The sequence below is a fragment of the Flavobacterium crassostreae genome (genome assembly GCF_001831475.1).
Taxonomy (GTDB): domain Bacteria; phylum Bacteroidota; class Bacteroidia; order Flavobacteriales; family Flavobacteriaceae; genus Flavobacterium; species Flavobacterium crassostreae.
Window position 1 is genome coordinate 120136 of record NZ_CP017688.1, and the last position, 15112, is coordinate 135247.

General features: G+C 36.6%; 14 protein-coding genes and 1 tRNA gene. 6 read left to right on the plus strand and 9 right to left on the minus strand.

Annotated features, from left to right (window positions below):
* Positions 1–223: 223 nt before the first annotated feature.
* Genes LB076_RS00595 through xrtF form a run of 4 tightly spaced genes read right to left on the minus strand, consistent with a single transcriptional unit; the run spans position 224 to position 3482 of the window.
* Entirely contained in the window at positions 224–1579 is a 1356-nt protein-coding gene (locus tag LB076_RS00595) for an MBL fold metallo-hydrolase RNA specificity domain-containing protein (RefSeq protein ID WP_066336307.1), read from the minus strand.
* Positions 1580–1625: 46 nt separating this feature from the next.
* Positions 1626–2456 carry a restriction endonuclease gene (locus LB076_RS00600; RefSeq protein WP_066336304.1) on the minus strand — a complete coding sequence of 277 codons (831 nt, stop codon included), beginning with the start codon at positions 2454–2456 and terminating at the stop codon, positions 1626–1628.
* A gap of 59 nt (positions 2457–2515) precedes the next feature.
* Entirely contained in the window at positions 2516–2959 is a 444-nt protein-coding gene (locus LB076_RS00605) for an exosortase F system-associated membrane protein (protein WP_066336302.1), read from the minus strand.
* Positions 2940–3482, minus strand: coding sequence for an exosortase family protein XrtF (gene xrtF / locus LB076_RS00610; RefSeq protein ID WP_066336296.1), 543 nt, complete (start codon positions 3480–3482; stop codon positions 2940–2942). The genes LB076_RS00605 and xrtF overlap by 20 nt, the downstream gene beginning before the upstream one ends.
* Before the next feature lie 74 nt (positions 3483–3556).
* On the opposite strand from xrtF, the gene LB076_RS00615 reads away from it, so the two are divergent.
* The 6 genes from LB076_RS00615 (at position 3557) to LB076_RS00645 (ending at position 9624) form a co-directional block, all read left to right on the plus strand.
* Positions 3557–4012, plus strand: coding sequence for a GAF domain-containing protein (locus LB076_RS00615; protein ID WP_066336295.1), 456 nt, complete (start codon positions 3557–3559; stop codon positions 4010–4012).
* Between the two features lie 152 nt (positions 4013–4164).
* A complete protein-coding gene (gene rpsO, locus LB076_RS00620) occupies positions 4165–4431 on the plus strand; it encodes a 30S ribosomal protein S15 (protein ID WP_066336287.1) in 267 nt (88 codons plus the stop codon).
* A 217-nt stretch (positions 4432–4648) separates the two neighbouring features.
* Positions 4649–6790, plus strand: coding sequence for a polyribonucleotide nucleotidyltransferase (locus tag LB076_RS00625; RefSeq protein WP_066336286.1), 2142 nt, complete (start codon positions 4649–4651; stop codon positions 6788–6790).
* Between the two features lie 254 nt (positions 6791–7044).
* Positions 7045–7908, plus strand: coding sequence for a sigma-70 family RNA polymerase sigma factor (locus tag LB076_RS00630; protein ID WP_026707723.1), 864 nt, complete (start codon positions 7045–7047; stop codon positions 7906–7908).
* Positions 7909–8219: 311 nt separating this feature from the next.
* Positions 8220–8882: a ribulose-phosphate 3-epimerase gene (gene rpe, locus LB076_RS00640; RefSeq protein WP_066336282.1), complete on the plus strand. Its 663-nt coding sequence runs from the start codon at positions 8220–8222 to the stop codon at positions 8880–8882.
* 220 nt (positions 8883–9102) lie between these two features.
* Entirely contained in the window at positions 9103–9624 is a 522-nt protein-coding gene (locus LB076_RS00645; protein WP_066336281.1) for a tetratricopeptide repeat protein, read from the plus strand.
* A 244-nt stretch (positions 9625–9868) separates the two neighbouring features.
* On the opposite strand, the gene LB076_RS00650 is transcribed toward LB076_RS00645, so the two are convergent.
* The 5 genes from LB076_RS00650 to ftsA form a co-directional block, all read right to left on the minus strand.
* Positions 9869–10468 carry a hypothetical protein gene (locus tag LB076_RS00650; protein WP_232505662.1) on the minus strand — a complete coding sequence of 200 codons (600 nt, stop codon included), beginning with the start codon at positions 10466–10468 and terminating at the stop codon, positions 9869–9871.
* A gap of 452 nt (positions 10469–10920) precedes the next feature.
* Positions 10921–10994 (minus strand) — tRNA-Arg (locus LB076_RS00655).
* A 78-nt stretch (positions 10995–11072) separates the two neighbouring features.
* Positions 11073–11522 carry a GatB/YqeY domain-containing protein gene (locus LB076_RS00660; RefSeq protein WP_066336435.1) on the minus strand — a complete coding sequence of 150 codons (450 nt, stop codon included), beginning with the start codon at positions 11520–11522 and terminating at the stop codon, positions 11073–11075.
* 192 nt (positions 11523–11714) lie between these two features.
* Complete coding sequence (gene ftsZ, locus LB076_RS00665; RefSeq protein WP_066336274.1) at positions 11715–13667, minus strand: cell division protein FtsZ; 1953 nt, start codon at positions 13665–13667, stop codon at positions 11715–11717.
* A 59-nt stretch (positions 13668–13726) separates the two neighbouring features.
* Positions 13727–15112, minus strand: a complete 1386-nt coding sequence (ftsA, locus tag LB076_RS00670) for a cell division protein FtsA (RefSeq protein ID WP_066336273.1) — start codon at positions 15110–15112, stop codon at positions 13727–13729.

A 15112-nucleotide genomic window follows, 5' to 3' on the forward strand; every position in this document is an offset into this window, starting at 1 on the left:
TTAAAATATTTTGAGCGTGAAAGTAAGTATTATTTATTTCAACAGCAATTTATTGTTTTATTTTAAAGTTTAATTAACTATAAATTTTTACAAGTAACCCAACAACAAAAGAGCGCTGCAAAAAAATCTTAAAATCAATTAAAAATTTATGCAATCGGTGTCACAATCCTAAAGAGGTAGTGTTCTGTAACAACAAATATAAAATTGGTTTTTTGCAACCAAATTAAAGCACCATTTCTTCGTTCATCAAAGGCACGCAGCAATCATAGCCGTATTCTTGATTAATTTTTATTCTAAGTTCGTCTGCAGCTTGGTTTTCGCCGTGTACCAAAAATACTTTTTTAGGAGTGTTTTTTAATTCCGAGAGCCAATGGAGCAAATCCTTTTGGTCTCCGTGTGCAGACAAGCCTTTTATTTCCATTATTTTGGCTACAACTGGGTAGTATTTTCCGTAGATCTTTACCTCCTTAGCGCCTTCTACTAATTTTCTGCCTCGGGTTCCTTCGGCTTGATAACCTACAAGCATAATGGTTGTTTGGGGCTGACCAATATATTCTTGCAAGTAATTTAAGACTCTACCTCCGGTTACCATCCCGCTTGCCGCAATAACCACTTTGGGTTGTTTGTTATCTATAGCCGCTAGTGTATCTTTATAATCGGTAATCATGGTAAACATTTTGCCCATAGCAACGCAGTCTTGCAACGTGCTTTTGTGCCAACTACTATTGTTCAAGAAAATAGAAAACGCATGCACTCCCATAGGTGAGTCTATTATATAAGGAACGTCTGGTATTTTATTTTCGTTTTTTAATTGCCACAATAGGTACATTATGCTTTGTGCGCGCTCAATTGCAAAACTCGGTATAATAAATGTTCCTTGGTTGTTTAAAGTAGCATTGATTGCTGCGGCTAATTCTAACTTCGCATTAGAGTCTGGATGCAGGCGGTTGCCGTAGGTGCTTTCTAAAAAAACATAATCGGCATTTTTGGGTTTTGTAGGCGGAAACATTAAAACATCTTGGTCTCGACCAATATCTCCCGAGAAAAATAGGGTTTTATCCTCTAGCTCCAACGCAATACTACAAGCACCGATAATGTGTCCGGCGTTAAAGAAACGTGCCGAAATATTTTTGGTTAACAGTATTGGCTGCTCGGTTTGGATAACATGAAACAACGGAAATACGTTCAAAGCCTGCGCCACCGTATAAAGTGGCTTGGCTACTTGGTGCTTAGAGAATTTTTCTTTATTGGCTTTTTTGGCTTCTTCTTCTTGAATTTTGGCACTGTCACTCAAAATTAATTTAGCAACTTGCATGGTGGGATTGCTGCAGTATATTTTGCCCGAAAAACCTTGCTCTACCAACAACGGCAACCAACCACAGTGGTCTAAATGACCATGGGTCAATAAAACACAATCAATTGTACTGGCCAAAACAGCCAAGGGTTTCCAATTGAGTTCTCGCAAGGGTTTTATGCCCTGAAACAATCCACAATCTATTAAAATTCTCTTCCCGTTGCTTTCTAGTAATGTTTTGGAGCCCGTTACCGTACCTGCTCCTCCAATAAAGGTAACTTTCATCTGGTTATTTTTTAATTAAATTATAAAACAAGTTCTAAATTACGCTCTAACAATCTGGACATAATTCAGAAACTTCTTTCAACACTCTTTTTATTCTAGTGGTACTCAAGCCTATTTTATGCAAAACCAACGCATTGCAAGCTAGTTCTTTGACTAAAATAATTTCTAAAGAAAGCAATGTATCTTTTTCGGCTCGCAAAAGAGTCGTTAAGCAAGTTACAGGATATAGGCATTGCCCATCGTTTTTGGTTTTTAGATTATTGTTTTTGGGATAATTCCAGCTCAAAAGATGCAAGTTTACACACTCGGCATAAGCAATAGCATCTCCCGTAAACCGATTATTGGTGGCAATCCAACATTGAGATACGGTATCTTTTCCAGAAAAAATAGCATGGGTTTGTGTTGCAACATCCTTAAACCTAGAGTGGATATACAATGGCACTTTAACATCCGAGGCTGCATTAGTGCTTCCATGAAACTTACACTCTACCATAGCAATACGGTTGTTTTTTTGGATTAAAACATCCATTTCGTGAGATACACATTGCCCTTGCAGGGTTTGGTTCAAGATGGTTTTATAGCCTTCTTCTACAAAAAGGCGGGCAATATATTTTTCAAAAAAGAATCCTGCAGGCCCAAGCAACAACAATGCTGCCTTTAGATTGTATCTTGCAGCATGAGAATCTGCTTGTTTTTTTAAAAGAGAAAACGCCTTTTTATATATCTTTTTGGTAGAAATGCCCTCGTAGACTGTCTCTTGTATTTTAGCCAAGATACCTTCTACTACTTTGTGGCTTGCTCCGGATTTTAGCAGCGAGGCTTGGAGTTTTTTGGCGTCAAAATCTACTACTTGGCCTGAATTTTTGATAATTTTCATTTTCTAAAAAAATTAGTTTCCTTGCAACAATTAGATCTTAAAGATAACGGAAAATAAACTCATTTGTTTGTTTTTTGGTAATAAAAAGCAGGAATAAACAACAGTACAAAAAGCGGCTGAATCAAAAAACGTCTTACATAAAACAAACCCAATGTATTTACTGGTTCCCAAAAAGACACCAAGAGGTAGAACCAAAAAACCAACACCATAAAGAAAAAAACATACAAAAAAGCAGCAAATTTAATCCATGCAATTTCTTTAAAAACAACATACAGCAAACCCATAGAGAACAGCATATTTAAGGCATACCTAAAGACCAACCCCAAAAACAACTGTAAGGCATTGTATGGTGGTAGCGGAGCCGTTTTGAAATCCGTCTTAAAATAGTTCAAAAAAGGATCGTAAAATAACTCGTCTTCATAAACACGTACTCCTATCAGCAGCAAAACCAAGAGCAAGACAAGCACTATGGCAAGATAGCATTCAGACTGTTTTTTTAGCATAATCCAAAATTTTAGTAACCCACAAAACCCACAAAAGAAACACCACTCCATATATAAATAACGGAAAAATGGTTCCGTGCCATACTGCTGTCTGTTCTGGATATGCATCCAACAAAACAACCAAAAGTGCAATACGCACTACATTGAGCCCATAAATGACCAAACTACCCATACAAATAAAAAGTAAAGTGGGTTTTATTTTTCCTGAAAAGGCAACAATAAAAGACACAAATAAAATAATTATGCTAATGGCATTACAGCCTTCAATAATACGGGCAATATATTTTTGTTTATAAAACACCATAACCGAAGCTCCTTTGTCTTTTAAAACCAGTACGTCCATATCCAAAACACGCATCAACTGCTGTGTATTTTGAGATACGAGCTGCGTAATGCCGTCTATTTGGTTCTGTTGGAATCCGCCGAGGTACAACTGATAAACTACCGTAAGCAAAATATAGGTCAAAAAAAACTTTGCCAAAAACAACAAAAAAAGCTTATGTGCAATAAAATAGTGTTTCAAAGGATCTTTTTTTTAACAAATTTATGCAATTTATAAGACTAACTTTAAATACTTTTGTATAAAAATAGCCAAAAATGACCTTTGAAGAATTACAACCAGAAGTAACCGCAATTACTACCGCCGTTTCTCTTTCTAGAGAAGAAAAACTACTCGCTATATGCCAACTTTTAAATAAACAAATTGCGCATTATAATTGGGTAGGCTTTTATTTTGCAAATCCAGAGACCAAAACCCTACATTTGGGTCCTTATATAGGTGCACCAACAGACCATACCGTAATTCCGTTTGGAAAAGGAATTTGTGGGCAAGTTGCAGTTTCAAATGCTAATTTTGTGGTGCCGGATGTAGCCGCTCAAGACAATTATATTGCTTGTAGCTTGACCGTTAAATCCGAAATTGTAGTCCCTCTATTTGTAAATGGACAAAATATTGGACAAATTGATATTGATAGCCACGAAATAGACCCATTTACGGAGGCTGACGAACGTTTTTTAGAATTTGTTACTCACGAAATTGCCAAGCTGTACTAAAAACAAGAAAATTCCACCAGAACCGGTTAAGCATCCGTTAGGCTAATAAAAAATTTTATATTTATTATTTATTTATAAAAATAAACAGTACTTTTGCAGCCGTCCTACAATAGCTGTAGTACATACATAAAAATCATTAAATAAATATTGGAATGTATTTAACTAAAGAAGTAAAAGAAGAAATCTTCGCACAACACGGAGAAAAAACAAACACTGGAAAAGCAGAAGCACAAATTGCTTTATTTACTTTCAGAATTAGCCACTTAACAGAGCACTTGAAAAGAAATCGTCATGATTACAACACAGAGCGTTCTTTAGTATTATTAGTAGGAAAAAGAAGATCTTTACTAGATTACTTGAAAAAGAAAGAGATTAACAGATATCGTGAGATTATCAAAGTATTGAATATCAGAAAATAATCAATATAAAAAAGAGGTGCGCAAGTACCTCTTTTTGTTTTTAACCCCCTAGCCACACAGGCACCATAAAAAAGGCTATTTTTATAGATTACACAAGCATCCTCTTGGGGTCGGGAGCTTAAAAAAAGTTTGGTTTTTCATTGGGTTTTAGGCATTAACTACGCAAACAACAACTACAACACAACTAGAACCCAGGTTTAACTAAAAAATTAAATTTATGATTCCACAATTATTTGTAGAAAGTATCGATTTAGGTGATGGAAGAAACATCACAATCGAAACAGGTCGTTTAGCCAAACAAGCAGACGGATCTGTAGTAATTAGAATAGGTAAAACGGTTATATTAGGAACAGTAGTATCTTCTAGAAAAGCAAGTCCAGGTATCGACTTTTTACCCCTTACGGTAGATTATCGCGAAAAATTTGCTGCAGCAGGACGTTTTCCTGGTGGTTTCTTTAAGAGAGAAGCAAGACCAAGTGATAGCGAAGTGTTAACCATGCGTTTAGTAGACCGTGTTTTACGTCCGCTTTTTCCGGATGATTACCATGCCGAAGTTCAGGTAATGATTCAATTGATGTCTCATGACGAAGATGTTATGCCAGATGCACTTGCAGGTCTTGCAGCATCAGCAGCATTAGCTTTGTCTGACATTCCTTTTGAAACATTAATATCTGAAGCAAGAGTTGGTCGTATCGACGGGAAATTTATTATTAACCCAAGCCGTGCTCAATTAGAATTATCTGACATCGATATGATGATTGGAGCTTCTATGGATTCTATCGCAATGGTAGAGGGTGAAATGAAAGAAATCTCAGAAGCAGAAATGCTGGAAGCAATTAAATTTGCACACGAACATATTAAAAACCAAATTGCTGCTCAACTACGTTTGCAAGCTGCTTTTGGTAAAAAAGAAGTTCGTACCTACGAAGGAGAAAGAGAAGACGAAGCTATTTACGCTAAAGTAAAGGCAGCGTCTTACGATAAAATTTATGCTATTGCAAGCAAAGGTTCTTCTAAACAAGAACGCACAGCAGCCTTTGAAGAAGTAAAAGAAGAAGTGAAAGCATTGTTTACGGAAGAAGAATTAGCAGTTGATGGCGATTTAGTTTCTAAATACTTCAAAAAAACCAACAAAGAAGCCGTACGTAACGTAACCCTAGATTTAGGAACACGTCTAGACGGAAGAAAAACTACCGAAATCCGACCTATCTGGTGTGAAGTAGATTATTTACCATCAGTACACGGATCGGCATTATTCACCCGTGGAGAAACGCAAGCATTGGCTACAGCAACTTTAGGGACCTCTAGAGAAGCCAACCAAATTGACTCGCCATCACAACAAGGTGAAGAGAAATTCTACTTACATTATAACTTCCCTCCTTTCTCAACTGGTGAAGCGCGTCCTTTGAGAGGAACTTCAAGAAGAGAAGTAGGTCACGGAAACTTGGCTCAAAGAGCGTTAAAAAACATGATCCCTACGGATTGTCCATACACCATTCGTGTGGTTTCTGAAGTATTAGAGTCTAACGGTTCGTCTTCTATGGCAACTGTTTGTGCTGGAACACTATCTTTGATGGATGCTGGTATCCAAATGATTCGTCCCGTTTCTGGAATTGCCATGGGATTGATTACTGACGGAGAGCGTTTTGCTGTATTGTCTGACATTCTTGGTGACGAAGATCACTTAGGAGATATGGACTTTAAAGTAACCGGAACTTCTGTAGGAATCACTGCTTGTCAAATGGACATCAAAATTGATGGATTGAAATACGAGATTATGGAAGCGGCACTTGCTCAAGCTCGTGATGGTCGTTTGCATATCCTTGGAAAATTAATCGAAACTTTAGCTACTCCAAAAGAGGATGTTAAAGCTTACGCTCCAAAAATTATTACAAGAAGAATCCCTAATGCTTTTATTGGTGCCTTGATCGGACCTGGTGGAAAAGTGATTCAAGAATTGCAAAAAACTACCGGAACTACCATTGTTATCAATGAAGATCCTGCTACTGAAGAAGGTGTTATTGAAATTTTAGGAACTGATCCTGCTGGAATTGAAGCGGTATTGGCTAAAATTAAATCCATCACTTTCAAGCCTCAAATGAACGAGTCTTATGAAGTAAAAGTAATCAAAATGTTGGATTTTGGTGCTGTTGTAGAATATGCCGAAGCCCCAGGAAACGAAGTATTATTACACGTTTCTGAGCTAGCATGGGAACGCACCGAAAATGTTTCGGATGTGGTGAACATGGGCGATGTTTTTCAAGTGAAATACTTAGGTATGGATCCAAAAACTAGAAAAGAAAAAGTGTCCAGAAAAGCACTTTTGCCAAGACCTCCTCGTGAGGACAAAAAAGAGTAATCAGATCTTAAGTTTACTAAAGGTTTATTTATAAAAAATCCCGTTTCATGTATTTGAAACGGGATTTTTGTTTTTTTTGCATTAGGGATGGTAGCGGCATCCTTTGATAGAATGCAATGGAATCAAAGATACAGCGGACAGCCCGACCGTAGGGAATGCCCTAAAAATTTAATTTATTTTAGACTCTTTTGTAACTTTTAAGCAACTTTATACGTATAACTACTTGTACACTTTAAAACAGAGGAAACAACACTATGAGACAACTTAAAATCACCAAGCAGGTAACCAATAGGGAAACTGCATCATTAGACAAATATTTACAAGAAATTGGAAAAGTTGATCTTATTACCGCTGATGAAGAAGTAGAATTGGCTCAAAAAATTAAAGCCGGAGACCAACGCGCTTTAGAAAAACTAACCAAAGCCAACCTACGTTTTGTGGTATCGGTAGCAAAACAATATCAAAACCAAGGGTTAACATTGCCAGATTTAATTAACGAAGGAAACCTTGGACTCATAAAAGCCGCACAACGTTTTGATGAAACACGTGGTTTTAAATTCATTTCGTATGCAGTATGGTGGATCCGTCAATCCATTCTGCAAGCCTTGGCAGAACAATCCCGTATTGTACGTTTGCCATTAAACAAAATTGGCTCTATCAACAAAATCAACAAGATGTACGCTTTATTAGAGCAATCTAACGAGCGACCACCATCTGCGGAAGAAATTGCCAAAGAATTAGACATGACCGTAAATGACGTAAAAGAGTCCATGAAAAACTCTGGCCGTCACCTATCCATGGATGCACCACTTGTTGAGGGAGAAGATTCTAATCTTTATGACGTTTTGCGTTCTGGAGAATCTCCAAACCCAGACAGAGAATTAATTCACGAATCCTTACGCACTGAAATTGAACGTTCTCTAGAAACCCTAACTCCTCGTGAGGCAGATGTAGTACGTCTTTATTTTGGACTAGGAGACCAACACCCAATGACCCTGGAAGAAATTGGCGAAACCTTTGACCTGACCAGAGAACGAGTACGTCAAATTAAAGAAAAAGCCATCCGTAGGTTAAAGCACACCTCCAGAAGTAAAATACTAAAAACATATTTAGGTTAAAAAAAACAGCAGCCATAACGGTTCTTTTTTTGGACTAACAACAAAACTCCGGCTAATTACCGGAGTTTTATTTTTTTAAAATAAAGCCAAAAACAATTGGGCGTAACCCTCCGTAAAAACTCCGGGTCGGGCTTTACGCTGCAATCTTTTTTAAGCATTACGCTACGCTCCATACTAAAAAAAGGATTTACACTCCAATCCCTTACGCAAGAGCCTGCAACCAAAATAAAAAAAGCTTTACAATTAGCTGTAAATAAACTAATTTTGCAACACCAATAACTAAAAACAACACAGCAAACTATACCCCAAAAATGAAAAATACCCTAATAGCACCATCCGTACTAGCAGCAGACTTTGCAAACCTACAACGCGATATAGAAATGATTAACGCTAGTGAGGCCGATTGGTTTCATATTGACATTATGGATGGCGTTTTTGTGCCCAACATATCCTTTGGTATGCCCGTACTCGAAGCAATAACCAAACACGCCAAAAAAACCATCGATGTACACTTGATGATTGTAGACCCAGATCGATACATCAAAACTTTTGCCGATTTAGGCGCCACTATCCTAACCGTACATTACGAAGCCTGTACCCACTTGCACAGAACCCTACAGGCTATAAAAGCCGAAGGAATGCAAGCTGGAGTTGCCCTAAACCCACACACCAACATTGCCCTATTAGAAGATGTAATCCAAGATATTGATCTAGTGTGCATCATGAGTGTAAATCCTGGTTTTGGAGGGCAATCTTTTATAGAAAACACCTACAAAAAGGTCCAAAAACTAAAAGAATTGATTGTCCAAAAAGGCGCCACTACTCTCATAGAGATTGACGGAGGCGTTACCAACAAAAATGCCGTTCAACTAGTTGAAGCCGGAGCAGATGTTCTGGTAGCAGGTAGTTATGTTTTTAAAGCCCAAAACCCTACAGAAACGATAGCCGATTTAAAAAATTTAACTAAAAATTAAACCATACCGTTAATTTTTACTTTATCATAATACAAGCATAAAAAACTTAATATAACAATAGTTTTAAAATCCCCATTAAAGCGTATTGTTTATTAAGTTTTTTTTTCGAAATTTGCATTTGGAAGCCTATTCTTTTATATAATCCAAAATTAAAGCAACAGACAACCTATTGTTTTACAGAAAATTAAACCATAACCTACACATTTACCCTAATAACCTAATGAACAAAATTTATATTATCTTAATGCTGACCGCCAGCATCCATTTGTTTGGTCAGGCTAGAACAGCAAACGATTATTACATATTGGGCAAAAATCAAGAATTATTACAAAATTATAAATTAGCTATTAAAGATTACGCCAAGGCCATTGCCCTGGAGCCACAGTTTGAAGAAGCCTATTTTTCAAAAGCAATGGTGGAGAGAATTTTAAAAAAATACCAAAATGCAATTGAGGATTTAACCAAAGCAATTGCATTAAATCCAAAATCACGAAAAGCATATTATTTTAGAGCCAACACCAAAAACATCCTTAAAGACTACCAAGGATCTCTTACTGATTTAGACAAATGCATCGCTATTGATCCCAATTATGGTCTTGCTTATAATAGCCGTGCAGAAACAAAATTTGCTCTCAAACAAAAAGAAAGTGGCTGTGAAGATTTATTAAAAGCCGCATCTTTGGGCTATCCTTATCCGTTTGATTATATCGAAAACAACGCCTGTAAAAACAGTCTATTATAAAAAAACACCAATCTAATTATCCTGTTTTGTACTAATTTAACGGTTTTCTTTAAGACAAAAAAAGATTCCAAAACAAGCCCCTAGACTGCAAGCCTAATTTGTTTACGGCTTGACTCCCAAATAAAACATGGTGGCTTTAAAAACGGATCGCTTTTGTTATACCTAAAAAAATCTTTCGCTAAAAAAAAGAAAGTACATTCTAAAAACATAAAAAAACCTCGCAAATCCTGCGAGGTTTTATTTTTTATATTTTGACTTGGCTCCAATTTTCGCCCGATTTAATTCTTCTGATTTGCATTTCGCTTACTCCAAATTGTTTGGCAATCATCTTCAACCTTGTCTTTTGTTCTGCTTTGGCAAGAATTTTTTTTATGAGCATCACTTTTGTTACCGTTAATTTTCTACCGTTTGCTTCAAGATTATGTTTTATTAAATTAAGTCTTGCCTGCTTTACATAGGGGCTTTTTTGACTATGTTCTAGCATTTCTTCTTTTGTAGCCCACTTTAAATTTCTATAGTCATCATTATCCCGTTTTCGGTCTAAATGTAAAACGTAAATTTGGTCTTCGGAGGTCTTTGGAATAAAATATTCTGCCACAAGTTTAGAGACAAAAAAATGTTTGTTTTTAATGTTACCATCCTTATAAATTTTATAACGAAACATTTTGTACCCATCACTCATTCCTCCTTTTAATTCTCTTCCAAATTTTATATCGTCTACAAAACTGATTAATCTTCCTTTATTGGAAACGGCATACCGTAATTTTAATTTCTCTGGAATTGTTATTTCTTTAAACTCTTCATTTGGGTAAACTCGGATTGGTTTCATGACATCAAGTTTCATAAATAAATTTGTTTTAGTTTTTAAAATTCATATACTTATTTGTTTTTTTTTCGTTGCACAAACTGACAACTAACGATCTTCAAAGCGTTATTTAATTTTCCCCAATTGTGTTGGTCCAAGTTTAGGCTGTGCTTGATTACAGTTTGGACCCCATTAGCAATGGCTGTTAGATAATTGTTCCCAAAAACTACTTTCCACTCTTGTAGGCGCACTTTAACGGATTATAAATACAATATAATATTAGATTATAGTTTTGCGTATTAAATAGATCCTGTACATCGTTATCCGGTTGCAAAAAACCAGGTAGCTGGATAACTGATTTTGTAAGATACCACAAATTTAAGAAAGATACTTACCACCAAAAAAAAAGAGGTTGTTTTGCTGAAAATGTAGCAATACTATAAAAACTAAAAAACCTCGCAGGATATTTGCAAGGTTTTTTGTGTTGTGTGTGACCGCGAAGGGATTCGAACCCCCAACCCTCAGAGCCGAAATCTGATATTCTATCCAGTTGAACTACGCAGCCAATTTTGTTGCTAATTTTGAAAAATAAAAAACCTTTTATAAAAATTAAAGTCAAGTTTCAAAATTAGCAATAAATATTTTATACTAATAATTTTTTTACAATAGCTGAGATTGTTTTACCTTCGGCAGTTCCTCCTAATTGAGCAGCTGCTAAACCCATTACTTTACCCATAGAAGCAATACCTGACGCTCCTGTTTCTGTAATTATTTTTGCAACTACAGCCTCTACCTCTGCTTCGGTTAATTGGGCTGGTAAAAACTTTTCAATAACTGCTACTTGAGCTAATTCGGGCTCGGCTAAATCCAGACGGCTTTGTTCGGTAAAAATTCTAGCGCTTTCTTTTCGGGTTTTAACCAACCTTTGTAACAATTTCACTTCTTCTTCTTCTGAAATTTCTACTTTAGATCCGGAAGCGGTTTGAGCCAACAAAAGTTCTGATTTAATGGCTCGTAATGCCTCTAAAGCTACAGTGTCTTTGGCTCTCATGGCGGTTTTCATTTCGTCCATGATATTGGTTGATAAACTCATATATTTTGTTTTTTTGTGGTGCTGTTTTTTATTATAATTTCTTTTTTTAATAAAAAACACTGTATTAGGTCTTAAATCCTAGAAATAGTCTTCAAAGAAATCCTGTCTAAGTAATACGCTACAAATATAAAAAATTAACCCGAAATTTATGGTTTAATTTCGGGTTAATTTTTGTTTTATAGACTAAAAAAACTAATCCACATTATCATGCAAATACGAATTATTAGAACGCAATTGCAAATCGTTGTTACTATCGGTACCTACGGATATTCTGGAGTTGGTATTGTTGGCAGGGGTATTGGATACATCTATACCCAACCTTTTGTATGCTGGTTCTTTTTCGTATTCATCAACTTTAGAAACGTTATTGTGAAATTTATAATTGAACTCTTTTAATTTTTTTCTTCTTTCGTCTGCACGCAAACGCAAGGTTTCTTCAATGGTCATTTCCATAGGAGAAATTTCTTCCTTTTGAGAAGTGTCTCCCAAAGAGGTGTCGACTTGTTTCATTGTAATATTTAACTCCGCAGGTACTTCTTTTTCTACGTTTTTGGAAACAGGTTTGGAGGCCAATAATTCATTTTCAGCTTCCATGTATTCTTCTAAAGAATATTTAATGATACCGCTGTCTGACAATTCTGTTACTGGCACAAAACTTACAGGTTGATTTACTTGGATCTCACGGGTTTCGTTGGTTAGTTCAAAAACCTCTGTGTCTTCTGTTTTTGTGACAGCGTTTGGAGTTGGCAACGGCAAATCAAACGAAAAAACAGTTTGTTCTTGCTGTTTAACTGGTGCTTCTGGCTCGGATTGTGGTCTCTCTGCTTGTTTAGGAGTACTAATGGTGAAATCAAAATCGGTAGAAGGAGAAACAATCTCAAAGTCTACGTCTAAATTGTTTATAAATGCAGACATGGCCATCAGTTCTTCGTTACCAGCAACGGGAACTATTGGTTCTGGGGCTGCGGTAATTGGTTCCGATAAATCCTCTTCGTCTTCTATAAGGTCAAAAACAACTCTTTGATCTGGGTTGGATTTTGGGGTTTCGGTATGCAAATTAAACCCTGGAATTTCATTTTTGGTTAAATTGTAAACGCTTTTTTGTTCTTCTTCGAGGGTATGGATTATTTTTTTAGGTTCCGTATTTACGATACCGTTTTGTTGTTCTATATCAAAACCAGTTGCAATAATGGTTACTGCTATGGCATCTCCTAGGGTTTCGTCTTCACCAACACCCATAATGATATTAGCATTATGGCCTGCTTCGTTTTGTATGTGATCATTTATTTCACCAATTTCGTCTAATGTAATCTCATTAGAGCCAGAAACGATGAGCAACAATACGTTTTTGGCACCGGTGATTTTATTATCATTTAACAAAGGTGAATCTAAGGCAGATATAATTGCTTCTTGGGCTCTGTTTTCGCCAGAAGACACCGAAGACCCCATGATGGCAGTACCGCTATTAGACAACACTGTTTTTGCATCTCGTAAATCAATATTTTGAGTGTAGTGGTGTGTAATAACCTCGGCAATACCTCTAGAGGCAGTTGCCAAAACTTCATCTGCTTTTGAAAATCCTGCTTTAAAACCTAAGTTTCCGTACACTTCTCTTAATTTATTATTATTGATAATAATTAATGAGTCTACTTGTTTGCGTAATTTTTCTATTCCTATCTTGGCTTGTTCTTGACGCACTTTTCCTTCAAACAAAAAAGGAAGTGTTACAATACCTACGGTAAGAATTTCTCTTTCTTTGGCTAATTGTGCAATTACTGGTGCAGCTCCCGTACCGGTTCCACCACCCATTCCGGCGGTAATAAACACCATTTTGGTATTGCGATCCAACATTTTTTCGATCTCAGAGATGCTCTCAATAGCGGACTGCTGCCCTACTTCGGGGTTTGCTCCTGCTCCAAGTCCTTCGGTTAGGTTTACTCCTAATTGTATTTTGTTTGGAACGGCGCTACTTTGTAATGCTTGCGAGTCGGTGTTACAAACAATAAAGTCTACTCCTTTGATTCCTTGTTTGAACATGTGGTTTATTGCGTTGCTTCCGCCGCCACCGACACCTATTACTTTAATTACATTTGATTGGTTTTTTGGTAAATCAAATGAAATACTTCCAAATTCTGAGTTGCTCATCTTGTATTTGGTTTTTGATATTATTATAATTAATTATTTTATTTAATCGGACAGGTCCGTTACTCTGCGTTGTCTAAAAAATCTTTAATCTTATCTACATAACGATCAAAAAAAGATCGTTTTATTTTGTCTCCTGTAGATTCTTCTTTCTTTGCATTGTTATCATTTTCTTGTGCTGCCATTTCCTGTTCTTCTCTATGCGCTAAAGTTTCTCTTGGAGTCACTGGAGCTTGATACACTGGTTTTGGCGGTACTATGGCATCTAACCTAACCGCACTGTTGGTTTTATTTTCAATACTATTCATGACCAAACCTACTGCTGTGGCATACAACGGACTTGAAAATTGTTCGTCTGAGTCTCCTGCCAAGTGTTCGTTAGGATAGCCTATTCTGGTATCCATACCGGTGATATATTCTACCAATTGCTTGATATGTTTAAGCTCTGCGCCACCACCTGTGAGTACAATACCTGCTATTAATTTTTTACGAGGATCCTCATGACCGTACGCTTTTATTTCTGTAAATACTTGCTCTACTATTTCTACTACACGAGCATGAATAATTTTGGACAAGTTTTTCAACGAAATTTCTTTAGGTTCTCTTCCTCTTAATCCTGGAATAGAAACAATTTCATTGTCTTTATTTTCGCCTGGCCAAGCAGATCCAAATTTTATTTTTAGTAACTCCGCTTGTTTTTCTATAATGGAGCAACCTTCTTTGATATCATCAGAGATCACATTTCCTCCAAATGGAATTACGGCGGTATGCCTGATTATTCCATCTTTAAAAATAGCCAAATCGGTTGTTCCGCCTCCTATATCAATTAACGCAACTCCTGCCTCTTTTTCTTCTTGACTTAAAACAGCGTCCGAAGAAGCTAATGGCTCTAAGGTAAGCCCAGATAACTCAATACCAGAACTTTGTATGCATCTGCCTACGTTACGAATGGAGGATGCTTGGCCTACTACAACATGAAAACTAGCTTCCAACCTGCCACCATACATCCCTATTGGTTCTTTAATCTCGGATTGCCCATCAATTTTAAATTCTTGCGGCAATACGTGTATTATTTCTTCTCCTGGCAACATGGCCAGTTTATTTACTTGGTCTATTAATAGTTGGATATCTGCTCCACCGATAACTTCCTCTGGGTTGTTTCTGCTAATATAATCGGTGTGTTGTATGCTGCGGATATGCTGCCCTGCAATACCAACTACTACATCTTTGATTTTGTAACCAGAATTAATCTCTGCTTCTTGCAATGCCTGTTGTATGGACTGAATGGTTTGGGTAATGTTATTTACTACACCTCTGGCTACACCCAAGCTCTTGGATTTGCCTACTCCTAGAATTTCTAGTTTTCCATATTCATTCTTTTTGCCTATCATGGCAACAATTTTGGTTGTCCCAATATCTAGACCCACTGCAATGTTCTCTTTTTCCAT